The 10,709-nt window shown below is 61.0% G+C and carries 10 protein-coding genes; 4 read left to right on the top strand and 6 right to left on the bottom strand.

What is annotated here, in order from left to right; translation table 11 throughout:
• The first annotated feature begins 360 nt into the window (after positions 1 to 360).
• The 4 genes from HUV26_RS14395 to HUV26_RS14380 all read left to right on the top strand — a co-directional run bounded on the left by HUV26_RS14395 (position 361) and on the right by HUV26_RS14380 (position 4,250).
• Entirely contained in the window at positions 361 to 1,251 is an 891-nt protein-coding gene (locus HUV26_RS14395; protein ID WP_174410829.1) for a prepilin peptidase, read from the top strand.
• Positions 1,252 to 1,458: 207 nt separating this feature from the next.
• Complete coding sequence (gene hisH / locus HUV26_RS14390) at positions 1,459 to 2,100, top strand: imidazole glycerol phosphate synthase subunit HisH (protein ID WP_174410828.1); 642 nt, start codon at positions 1,459 to 1,461, stop codon at positions 2,098 to 2,100.
• The gene (gene hisF, locus HUV26_RS14385; protein WP_174410827.1) at positions 2,090 to 2,869 is read left to right on the top strand and encodes an imidazole glycerol phosphate synthase subunit HisF; all 780 of its coding nucleotides are present in this window, start codon (positions 2,090 to 2,092) and stop codon (positions 2,867 to 2,869) included. The genes hisH and hisF overlap by 11 nt, the downstream gene beginning before the upstream one ends.
• A gap of 49 nt (positions 2,870 to 2,918) precedes the next feature.
• On the top strand, positions 2,919 to 4,250 hold the full coding sequence (locus HUV26_RS14380; protein WP_174410826.1) for a transcription antitermination factor NusB: 1,332 nt from the start codon (positions 2,919 to 2,921) through the stop codon (positions 4,248 to 4,250).
• A gap of 61 nt (positions 4,251 to 4,311) precedes the next feature.
• Here HUV26_RS14380 and HUV26_RS14375 read toward each other — a convergent pair whose 3' ends face one another.
• The 6 genes from HUV26_RS14375 to HUV26_RS14350 all read right to left on the bottom strand — a co-directional run bounded on the left by HUV26_RS14375 (position 4,312) and on the right by HUV26_RS14350 (position 10,334).
• The gene (locus tag HUV26_RS14375; protein ID WP_174410825.1) at positions 4,312 to 4,449 is read right to left on the bottom strand and encodes a hypothetical protein; all 138 of its coding nucleotides are present in this window, start codon (positions 4,447 to 4,449) and stop codon (positions 4,312 to 4,314) included.
• Between the two features lie 507 nt (positions 4,450 to 4,956).
• Positions 4,957 to 5,754 carry an ethanolamine ammonia-lyase subunit EutC gene (eutC, locus tag HUV26_RS14370; RefSeq protein ID WP_174410824.1) on the bottom strand — a complete coding sequence of 266 codons (798 nt, stop codon included), beginning with the start codon at positions 5,752 to 5,754 and terminating at the stop codon, positions 4,957 to 4,959.
• A gap of 25 nt (positions 5,755 to 5,779) precedes the next feature.
• Positions 5,780 to 7,138 carry an ethanolamine ammonia-lyase subunit EutB gene (locus tag HUV26_RS14365; protein WP_174410823.1) on the bottom strand — a complete coding sequence of 453 codons (1,359 nt, stop codon included), beginning with the start codon at positions 7,136 to 7,138 and terminating at the stop codon, positions 5,780 to 5,782.
• Between the two features lie 68 nt (positions 7,139 to 7,206).
• Positions 7,207 to 8,529: a TRAP transporter large permease gene (locus HUV26_RS14360; RefSeq protein ID WP_174410822.1), complete on the bottom strand. Its 1,323-nt coding sequence runs from the start codon at positions 8,527 to 8,529 to the stop codon at positions 7,207 to 7,209.
• Complete coding sequence (locus HUV26_RS14355; protein ID WP_174410821.1) at positions 8,526 to 9,038, bottom strand: TRAP transporter small permease subunit; 513 nt, start codon at positions 9,036 to 9,038, stop codon at positions 8,526 to 8,528. Before HUV26_RS14355 ends, HUV26_RS14360 begins: the two co-directional genes overlap by 4 nt.
• A gap of 243 nt (positions 9,039 to 9,281) precedes the next feature.
• Complete coding sequence (locus HUV26_RS14350) at positions 9,282 to 10,334, bottom strand: TRAP transporter substrate-binding protein (protein WP_174410820.1); 1,053 nt, start codon at positions 10,332 to 10,334, stop codon at positions 9,282 to 9,284.
• Between the last annotated feature and the right edge of the window lie 375 nt (positions 10,335 to 10,709).

Raw genomic sequence — 10,709 nt, 5'->3', positions numbered from 1 at the left:
GTGTAGGAGCCTGTTCCGGTCCCTGTTTAGCTGGCTGTTGGATCGGGTCTTTCCTGCCTGTGCGGCACGGGCCGGAGCCGCCCCGCGCGGGGGTGCGGCAGGCGGTACCGTGCGGCCGTGTATTCCTCTCGGGAATGATAGGGCACGCCCTTCACAAGGAGGCGTCTTGTATGCGACGCCCCCGCCTGAAACCCTCATTCCCTACTATATGAAGCAACGCTTTAGCAAGGACAGAAACCGGGTTGTCAGCCTGCCGGGAGCATGCAATAAATTGGCTATGTTGCGTGCCGGACGGGCGTGGCACCCTGCGCAGCCCCGCCGTTTTTTCCACACACCGCGTAAGGAACAGGCAAAAAACGCATGTTGCTCCCCATTCTCGCAGGTGTAATCGGCCTTCTTACGGGCTGCATGTATGCCGCCGTGGTGAACCGCTTTCTTGCCGGTACACGCGAAGACGCGCATGCGGGTGCTCTCACGGGCAGCCGCTACAGGCCGCATTCCGGGTGCAGGGCCTGCCGTGCGCGCCGTCACGGGCGCTATGCTCTGCCGGTGCTGGGATACCTGCTTGCACGGGGCCGCTGCCCTGCCTGCGGCACATCGCTGCCATCGGCCAACCTGCTGCTGCCCGTGGCCTCCTGCCTGTGGGCGGTGGCCGCTGCCGTACAGGTTCTGCCTGTTGCTGCACCCGGCTCAGGGATCGGGTCAGGAGTCGCCACGGCACTCGGCCCGCTTCCGGGTTTCTCTGCGGAAATGGGCACAGCCTTGGCGCAGTGGCTGGGCCTTATGGCCGTGGGGGCCATTCTGCTCATGGCTTCCGCCATTGATATGGAATGCTACCTGCTGCCCGATGTGCTCACCCTGCCCGGAGCCGTTTTCGCGTTTATTGTCTCCGTGCTGCCCATGGGTATGGCCCCGGAACAGGCACTGCTGGGCAGCGTGACAGGAGCGGGCTTGCTGTGGCTGATGCAGCGTGCCTATCGGCTGCTGGGAACGGAAGGCGTGGGCACAGGTGATGTAAAGCTCATGCTCATGCTGGGCGCGCTGAGCGGGCTGGCCGGTCTGCCCGTGCTGTTCACCGTGGCTGCGGTAAGCGCCCTGCTTTTCCACGCCTGTGCCAGCCTTGCCCGCCTGTTGCATCTTGCCGCCGCCGCACGCCCCGTGCGCCGCATGATCCCCTTCGGCCCTTTTCTCTCCCTTGGCGGCATGGTGCAGGTGCTGTGGGGCGAGCGGCTTGCGGCATGGCTTTCCTGAATTTCCGCAAGCTTGGCGGCACGTATGGCGCTGCGCACGAAATGCTTGCCCTTGCCCCGCATGCTTGGTACTCCCCGATAGCGATATGAGCCTGCGTGAGGGCTGCGGCCCCAAACTGCCCGGTGAAATTTCTGCTTTCGCAGAGCGTTCAATAGGGTACACTGCATGGCGCAAGAACCATTCAGGCCTGACAAGAGGAGGAAGTGCATGCTCGCAATCCTGAAGTACAAGGCGGGAAACCAGACCAGCGTCCGCCGCGCTCTGGACCACCTTGGTATTCCCTGCGCCATAACGGCCGATCCGGACGAGATAATGGCCGCACAGGGCATCATCTTTCCCGGTGTGGGAGCGGCGGGTCAGGCCATGGACGAACTGGTGGCCACCGGGCTGGACACGGTGCTCAAGAATGCCGTGGAAGCGGGTAAACCCCTGCTGGGCATCTGTGTGGGCTGCCAGATCATGCTGGACTACAGCCAGGAGAATGACACCAAGGCGCTGGGCATAATCCCCGGCCAGTGCAATCTCTTCAACCCCGCGTGGGAAGAGGAAGACGGCACTCCCATCCGCGTGCCCCACATGGGCTGGAACAGGCTTACCCTGCGTAAGACCTGCGAACTGATGCGCGGCATAGAATCCGATGCGGAATTTTATTTCGTGCACAGCTACTACCCCGCCCCGGACCCGGAATACGTCATTGCCACCACCCATTACGGGCACGAGTTCTGCGCCATACACGGCGGTCCCGGCCTGTGGGCGGTGCAGTTCCATCCGGAAAAAAGCGGCAGGCCGGGTCTGAAGTTCCTGCAAAATTTCCACGTCTACTGCCGGGAGGCCGCCCATGCTGAGTAAACGCATCATCCCCTGCCTTGACGTGCGCAACGGTGTGCTGACCAAGGGTGTTAAATTTCAGGGAAATGTGGACATAGGCGACCCTGTTCTCACTGCCAGGAAGTACTACGAGGAAGGCGCGGACGAGATCGTGTTTTACGATATCACGGCCTCCCACGAAGGGCGCGGCATCTTTCTGGATGTTGTGGAAAAGGTGGCTTCCACCATCTTCATCCCCTTCTCCGTAGGCGGCGGCATCAACTCCGTGGACGACATGCGCGATGCGCTGAACGCAGGTGCGGAAAAGATTTCCATAAACTCCGGCGCGGTGAAGAACCCGGATATCATCAGCGAAGGTGCTGTGCGGTTTGGTTCGCAGGCCATTGTGCTGGGCATGGACGTAAAGCAGGTGGACAAGACCGGCGATATTCCCTCCGGGTATGAGATTGTCATCCACGGCGGACGCAAGCACATGGGCATGGACGCCATAGAATGGGCCAAGACCGCGGAGGCGCTGGGTGCAGGGGAAATCTGCGTCAATTCCATTGATGCGGACGGCACCAAGGACGGCTATGAACTGACCCTTACCCGCATGATATCGGAAGCGGTTTCCATTCCGGTCATTGCTTCCGGCGGCGCGGGCAACCCCCGCCACATGTACGAGGCGCTTACCGAGGGCAAGGCTACGGCGGCGCTCATTGCCTCCATAGTGCATTACGGCGAATACACCATCCCGGACCTTAAGCGGCAGATTCACGCCATGGGCGCAAAAATGCGCATGGTGTGGTAACGGGCAAGCGGCCAGCAGCCCCCTACAGGCTATTCCCACAGGTAACCCATTGACAAAAAAAGTTTCTCTTCTTCCCCCTGCGCGCGCGCTGGCGCTGGAATGCGTGAACGATATCCTTGAGCACGGGCACGACCTGCAATCGGTGCTGGACGGCAAGCTCCGCAGCGTGCGCATATCCATGCCCGATGCCGCCCTGTGCACGGAACTGGTTTACGGATACGTGCGCCTGCGCGACCGCATCCACGCCCTGCTTTCCCGGTTCCTCAAGGACAGCGCCAAGCTGCCGCCCAAACACCGCCTTGCCCTGGGGCTGGCGGCATATGAGATGCTGTATCTGGACCGCATTCCTACCTACGCCTCGGTGGATTGGTGCGTCAGCTACTCCAAGCGGCAGTTTTCTGCCGGTCTCGGCAAGCTTACCAACGCCGTGCTGCGCAATCTGGACCGCATGGGCGAAGCCGCTCATGATATCGACACCGTGTGTCCGCCCCATCTTTCGCAGGCAGAGCGGCTGGCTCTGTGGTACTCCTGCCCGCAGTGGATAGTGGAGATGTGGCTTGCGGGCTACGGCGAAGAGACAGCGCGCGTTTTTCTGGAGGCGGGCATTTCCGCCGCCCCGGTGGGCCTGCGGGTGAACCGGACCAAGCCCGATGCGGAAGCGTTGGCGCAGGAGCTTGCCGCGCACCCGGACTGCCTGCGGCGGGAAGGATTCGGGCTGCTTTTCCCTGCGGGGCATGCGCCCACGGGGATGAAGTCCATGCTGGCGGAAGGCCGCATCTCACGGCAGTCGCTTGCCTCGCAACAGGTGCTGGAGGCCGCCCGCCCGCAGGTGTGGCAGGGCCCCGTATGGGACTGCTGCTGCGGACGCGGCGGGAAGACCACTGCCCTGCTGGAAGCCGGCGTGCCCGTGCGCTACGCGAGCGATACCTCGCGCGAACGGCTGCTTGGAATGCGTGAAGAAATGGAGCGGCTGGGCCTTGAACCGCCGTTCTCCCTGCTGCGTTCCGCCACGGAACCGCCACTGGACGAAGTGTGGACGGAAATTGGAAGTTCCAGCTTCCGAACCGTTTTGGCGGATGTGCCCTGCTCCGGTCTGGGCACGTTGTCCCGCAGACCGGACGCCCGGTATCACCGGACGCAGGAGGGCGTGCGTTCCCTCGTGGAAACGCAGGCTGCCATTTTGGATAATGCCTTTACCCAGCTTGCCCCCAAAGGCAAGCTTGTCTACATGACATGCACCATGAATCCGGATGAGAATGAACGGCAGATAGCCGCCTTTCTCGCCCGTACCCCCGCCGCCGCCTGCGAACAGGAATGGCACACCCCGCACGATACTGCCTGCCGGGAGTTTTTCTATCTGGCTGTGCTGCGCAAAGCATAGAAAAACCGCCCCGCGGCAATGCTGCGGGGCGGCTTGAAGAGTCTTCAAGAGGTTGGGGCTGTTATTCCTGCGCTTTCAGTTCATTCCGCTCATTCAGGTCGTCCAGCGTGATGAGGTCATTGAGCAGGTCATGCTCGATGGTGCATTCGTTTTCGCCCACGCAGTTGGTGCACGGGCCGGGGTAATCCATGTTGGGCATAGGAACCTCCTCGCGAGAACTGTATTGTCCCGCCATACTGAACCGGGCGTCCCTGTTGCAGGGGGTCTGCCCGGCTTTCTGATTATCTGACTGTCTGACTGTTTTCCTGTCAGACTCTCTGTCCGATTTTCTGACCTTCCAGTAGACAGAGCATGTGTTCTGTCTGTCTGTCACCGTTCCGTTAATCTGCCGTCTATGCGGGCAGGTCGGAACGGTGCGCCGCCTTTTCCGGCGGCATGGAGAGAGAATAGTCACCCCCGCTTTGTTGGCAAGGCACAAATGGAAATAATTTTCATTATCATTATGAAGGCTGCCCCGCTGATGTCTTTAAGAGGGCACCGTCGGCAGCCCGTTACCGTATCCCGCTGCGGCAGGCCGTCGCGGCAGCCCGTTACCGTATCCCGTTGCGGCATCCCGTCATGGCAGACCACTGCGGCGGACCATTGCCACAGGCCATTCCGGCAAATTCAGGAAAAGGCAGGGAGCTTCCGGCGATTGCAGACAGGGTCAGGCAAGCCGGGGCTGCGGGCGAAACGGCAGATAGCCGGAGGGCATCTTGTCCTTCAGTTGCACGCCGGAAAGCCGCATGGCAAAGGCGTTTTCCACCAGATAGGCCAGTTTGCGCACGCCCATATCCACGCTCAGGCCTCCCTCCCGCACGTTGGAAATGCAGTTGCGTGCCTCATCCGTTACCCCCACGCGGGGTGCAAAGGTCATATATACGCCCAGCGAGTTGGGAGAACTGAGGCCCGGCCGCTCACCGATAAGCATGACCACCAGCCGTGCGCTCAGCAGTTCGGCCACCTCGTCGCCCACGGCCACCCGGCCCTGGTCCACAAGGCACACCGGCGCATAGCTGAGGCCGCCGTAGCGCAGGGAATCGAGAAACTGCACGGCGAAGGGCACGGCGTTTTCGTGCACCGCACGCGAAGACAGGCCGTTGCTTATGACCACGCACACATCCGCCCCCCGCGACTCCGGCCCGAGGGCGCGCAGCCGCTCCCGCGAGGCTTCCGAAAGCCGCCTGCCCAGATCGGGACGGGTGAGAAATTCTCCCCGGTCGGCCACCGCGCTGTGCAGTTGCAGGCAGGAATGGCCCTGCCGTTCCAGCGCGGAAGATACCGCATCCATGGCAAAGGGTTGCAGCACGGCATCCCGCGCCTGCGCATGGGCAAGGCGAAAGGCGAGGCTTTCGGAAAGGGGCAGGCTCACGCCGCAGCGGCCGAGGCTTATGCGCGCATCGGTGAACTGCTTGAGTTCCGCCCACGGGTCTTCCGTAACTATGGTCTGCCGGGTGGTGTTCATATTGGCTGGCTCCCTGTGCGGCCCGTTATGCCATCATATCCGATGCAAGCGCCCGCAGCCTGCCGCCCGCACCGGGGGGAAGCAACCTGCCCGCACTGTCGTGTATGCCCATGGACTCCAGCCACGCGGCGAACTCCGGCGCAGGGCGCTTGCCCAGCAGAGCGCGAAGGTAGGCTGCGTCATGGAACGAGGTGGACTGATAATTGAGCATGATATCGTCCGCGCCGGGAATGCCCATGATGAAATTGCATCCGGCGTTGCCCAGCAGGGTGAGCAGCATGTCCATATCGTCCTGATCGGCCTCCGCATGGTTGGTGTAGCAGATGTCCACCCCCATGGGCAGCCCCAGCAATTTGCCGCAGAAATGATCTTCCAGCCCGGCGCGGATGATCTGCTTGCCGTTGAACAGGTATTCCGGGCCGATAAAGCCCACCACGGTGTTCACCAGCAACGGGCGGAACCGCCGGGCCACGGCATAGGCCCGCACCTCCAGCGTCTGCTGGTCCACGCCGTGGTGCGCGTTTGCGGAAAGCGCGCTGCCCTGCCCGGTTTCAAAATACATGCAGTCTGTTCCCACGGTGCCGCGTCCCAGCGACAGGGTTGCCTGATGCGCCTCTTCCAGCAGGGCCAGCGATATGCCGAAGCTGGCGTTGGCCTTTTCCGTTCCCGCGATGGACTGGAAACACAGGTCCACGGGTGCGCCGCCCGCCATGACTTCCATGGCTGTGGTCACATGGGTGAGTACGCAGGTCTGGGTGGGAATGGCGTACCGCTGCACGACGGAATCCAGCAGGTCCAGCAGCCGGGAAATGTTCTCCACGCTGTCCGTGGCCGGATTTATGCCGATGACCGCATCGCCGCAGCCGTATTGCAGGCCGTCTATGGTGGAAGCCAGAATGCCCTTGAGGTCATCGGTGGGATGGTTGGGCTGCAGCCGCACGGAAAAATGGCCCGGCAACCCTATGGTGTTTCTGAATCGGGTTACCACCTCGCACCGGGATGCCACCAGCACCAGATCCTGCAACCGCATGAGCTTGCACACCGCCGCAACCATTTCCGGCGTAAGCCCCGGAGCAAGGCGGGAAAGGGCGGCGGTATCTGCCGCATCGGTCAGCAGCCAGTCGCGCAGTTGGCCCACCGTGAACCCGCTGACCGGGGCAAAGGCCGCGGTATCGTGCGTATCCTGAATAAGACGGGTTACCTCGTCTTCTTCATAGGGCACCACGCATTCATTCAGAAACCGTTTGAGCGGCACGTCTGCAAGCGTCATCTGCGCCTTGACGCGCTCCTCTTCCGAACGGGCAGCCACCCCGGCCAGCACATCTCCCGACCGCAGGGGCGATGCCTTGGCCAGCAGTTCGCGCAATGGTGCGTTGCGGTTCATAGATTCCACTCACGGTTCAATGATTGGAGAAACAGCCCCGCCGGGGTCTCCGGCGGGGCACCATATGGCTATTTTGCGAAGTAGGTATCCGGAAGATACATGGCAATCTGCGGAAAGGCCATGACAAGTCCCAGCCCCAGCACCATGATAATGACAAAGGGCACGATGGAGCTGTAGATGTCTGCCAGCGTCACCTCTTTGGGGGCCATGGCCTTCATGAGGAACAGGTTGTACCCGAAGGGCGGGGTCATGTAGGCAATCTGGCAGGTTACCGTATAGAGCACGCCGTACCAGATGGGATTGAAGCCCAGCGAGATGATAAGCGGAATATACAGCGGGGCCACGATAACCAGCATGGCCGTGTCGTCCAGAAACATGCCCATGATGATGTAGGAAACCTGCATCATGATGAGCACGCCCCACGGCGTGAGGCCCCATTCATCCAGAAACAGGCTCTTGATGGCGTGCACCGCGCCCAGCCCGTCGAACACGGCACCGAAGCACAGGGCAGCCATGATGATCCACATGAACATGCAGCTTACGCTGAGGGTCTGATGCAGGGTGTCGTCCATGACCTTGCGGGTAAGTCTTCCCTTGCACAGGGCAGCCAGCGTGGCGGCAGCAGCCCCCACGGCAGAGCTTTCCACAAGGCTGGTCAGCCCCATCATGAAGAAGCCGGTAACGGAGAAGATGATGGCCAGCGGCAGCAGCCCGGCCAGCAGGAGGGAGTATTTCTCCTTTTTGGGGATATCGCGTTCCTCGGCGGAAAGGGCCGGGCCCATGGCGGGGTTAATCTTGCAGCGGATGACAATGTACGCGATGAACATGGCCGCAAAGAGCAGGCCGGGGCCTACGCCCGCAAGCCACAGCTTGCTCACGGGCTGGCGGGCTATCATGCCGTACAGCACCAGCACGATGCTGGGCGGCACCATGATGCCGAGGGAGCTGCCCGCCTGTATCACGCCCGTGACCATGCGTTTGTCGTATCCGCGCTTGAGCATCTCCGGCAGGGCTATGGATGAGCCGATGGCCATGCCTGCCACACTCAGCCCGTTCATGGCGGAAATGGCCACCATGAGCACCACGGTGCCTATGGCCAGACCGCCGTGCAGCGGTCCCATCCAAACATGGATCATGCGGTACAGGTCGTTGGCAATGCCGGATTCCGAGAGCATGTACCCCATGTAGATGAACAGCGGCAGCGTGAGCAGCGGGAACCAGTTCAGCAGCGAGATGCTGGCGTTGAACGGCATCTCCGAGCCGCCGTCGCCCCAAAGAAGCAGCGCAGCCATGGCACCGATGAAGCCGATGGCCCCGAACACCCGCTGCCCTGTCAGCAACAGCAGCATGAGGGATGAGCCCATCAGCAGAGCAATCATTTCGTAACTCATGGAATAAGCTCTCCCTTGGCTCTTGCGATATCCTTGAACAGTTCCGAAAAGGCCTGCAGCAGCATCATGAAAATGCCGAACACCATGATGCACTTGATGGGTGCCATGGGGGGGGCCCATGCGGAATAGTTGGTCTGGTTGTATTCAATGGAATACGCGGTGCTGGAGATGCCGCCGTACAGCAGCACGATAAGGTAGATGATGAGAAACAAGGACGTGAAGACATCTACCTTGGACTGTTTGCGTCTGGACCAGCGGGAATAGAGCACGTCCATGCGCACATGGGCGTGGAGGAGCAGGGAAAAGCCTCCTCCCAGCAGGTAGTAGGCGGCCATGGAAAACTGCGCCATCTCCACCGCCCAGATGACTGGAGAATTGAACAGGGTTCGGGAAATGGCCGAATACAGCAGTATGCCCATCATGAGGAACACCATATACAGCGCAACCTTGCCCACGAGCCGGTTGATGGCGTCCACATAGCGCACATATATTCTGATAAAATTTGGCACGATACACTCGTTGACGGAATTGAATGTTGCGTTTGACGGACCACGTACCCGGCTTTGCCCCGGAAGGGGCGCGGATTGCCCGGCAGGGCAGCTGTACATGGACGGGTATGGTACTGGGCACCGGGTCCGCCCTGCCCGGAACAAGGCCCTGTGCGGCGGGCCGCACAGGGCCGGTTCAACGTCATGAAGCCTGATGAGCATGGCAGGAAGCAGGCATGCGCCCCCGCACGTCACCGGACCCGACTAGTAGCGGTAGGGCTTTCCGGCCTTTTTCATGGTGTCCACATAGTTTTTGAGAATGGACACAATCTTTGCGCTGCGCGGGCTGTTGGCGGCCACTTCATCCCAGTACTTCTCTGCCTCGGCTTCCACGATGCTCCATTCATCTTCGGGAATGGTGGTAAGCTCCAGCTTGCCGCCCGTGACGCGGTAGTGCGCCTCGCCCCACCAGTACCAGTGCAGGCGGTAGTAGTTGGAGCTGTCCATGGACAGGCGGAACAGGGTCTTCAGATGTTCGGGCACGGCATCCCACTTGTCGCTGTTGGCAAAGTAGGAGCCGCACCATGCGCCGGAAATGTTGTTGGTGAGGTAGTATTTGGTCACATCGGCCCAGCCCACGGTGTAGTCTTCGGTAATGCCGGACCACGCCACGCCGTCCAGTTCGCCTGTCTGCAGGGCGACTTCCACGTCTTCCCACGGCAGGGTCACGGGCACCACGCCGAACCGGCTGAGGAACTTGCCGCCCGTGGGGAAGGTGAACACGCGCTTGCCCTTCAGGTCACTCAGGGAGCGTATGGGGGCCACGGTGGCAAAGTTGCAGGGGTCCCACGCGCCCGCGCCAAGCCATGTAACGCCCTTTACCTCTGCATAAGCCTCTTCCCATATTTCATTGAGCCCGTAATGGTTGAACAGGGTGGGCACATCCAGCGAGTAGCGCGAGGCAAAGGGAAAATACGCGGCGAAGATGGAGACATCCACGGGGGCGGCGATGGAATCGTCATCGCTCTGCACGGCATCGATGGTGCCGCGCTGCATGGCGCGGAACAACTCGCCGGTGGGGATCAGCTGGTCGGCATGGTATAGTTCTATGACCATCTCCCCGTTGGCAGCCTTGTTGAAGGCATCAATCTGCGGCTTGATGACATGCTCCGCGAGGGCGGGACCGGCATAGGTCTGCATACGCCAGCGGATGGGGGTTTTCTTGCTGGCATGCACGAAAGGCGCATTCACGGTTGCGGCGGCCACTGCGGCTGTGGCTCCCACGCCTGCCTTCTTCAGAAATTCTCTTCTCTTCATGTCTGTCTCCGATCGATGTGTTTGGTCGCCCAACCATCAGCAGGACGCGCACCACGGGCCACTGCCCGCGTCGACATCTAATGCGCGCTGCCTGAAGGTTGGGCGGTTCTGGTCAGGTTGTCCGCACGTGCCTTCCGGAGATTGAAGCGGTCAGCATTCAGCATTCTCTGAACGCACATTCCGTCTTGCCACTCCCGGCAGGTTGCTCAGTAGGCTGCGTTGCTTTGAGCAAGAACCGTTCCCCGCGACAGCCGCATCGGAGAGGTTGAAAGATTATCTCTATAAAATGAGTGATATAGCTCGTCAAAAAAAGAGTTTTTTCTTTTTCAAACCCGGCGGAAGCTCTTGGAAGCGCTTTTGGCAGGTGAAAAATAC

The sequence above is a fragment of the Desulfovibrio psychrotolerans genome, assembly GCF_013340305.1.
In the GTDB taxonomy this organism is placed as follows: Bacteria; Desulfobacterota; Desulfovibrionia; order Desulfovibrionales; family Desulfovibrionaceae; genus Halodesulfovibrio; species Halodesulfovibrio psychrotolerans.
The sequence above is the reverse complement of the archived record's forward strand: the minus strand, read 5'-3'. Positions and strand labels throughout refer to the sequence as shown.

What these genes read in the sequence shown, in the direction of transcription:
- eutC (WP_174410824.1), bottom strand. Translation starts at nt 5,754, where the DNA reads ATGAACACCACCCGGCAGACCATAGTTACGGAAGACCCGTGGGCGGAA.
- hisH (WP_174410828.1), top strand. Translation starts at nt 1,459, where the DNA reads ATGCTCGCAATCCTGAAGTACAAGGCGGGAAACCAGACCAGCGTCCGC.
- HUV26_RS14375 (WP_174410825.1), bottom strand. Translation starts at nt 4,449, where the DNA reads ATGCCCAACATGGATTACCCCGGCCCGTGCACCAACTGCGTGGGCGAA.
- HUV26_RS14350 (WP_174410820.1), bottom strand. Translation starts at nt 10,334, where the DNA reads ATGAAGAGAAGAGAATTTCTGAAGAAGGCAGGCGTGGGAGCCACAGCC.
- HUV26_RS14365 (WP_174410823.1), bottom strand. Translation starts at nt 7,138, where the DNA reads ATGAACCGCAACGCACCATTGCGCGAACTGCTGGCCAAGGCATCGCCC.
- HUV26_RS14395 (WP_174410829.1), top strand. Translation starts at nt 361, where the DNA reads ATGTTGCTCCCCATTCTCGCAGGTGTAATCGGCCTTCTTACGGGCTGC.
- hisF (WP_174410827.1), top strand. Translation starts at nt 2,090, where the DNA reads ATGCTGAGTAAACGCATCATCCCCTGCCTTGACGTGCGCAACGGTGTG.
- HUV26_RS14360 (WP_174410822.1), bottom strand. Translation starts at nt 8,529, where the DNA reads ATGAGTTACGAAATGATTGCTCTGCTGATGGGCTCATCCCTCATGCTG.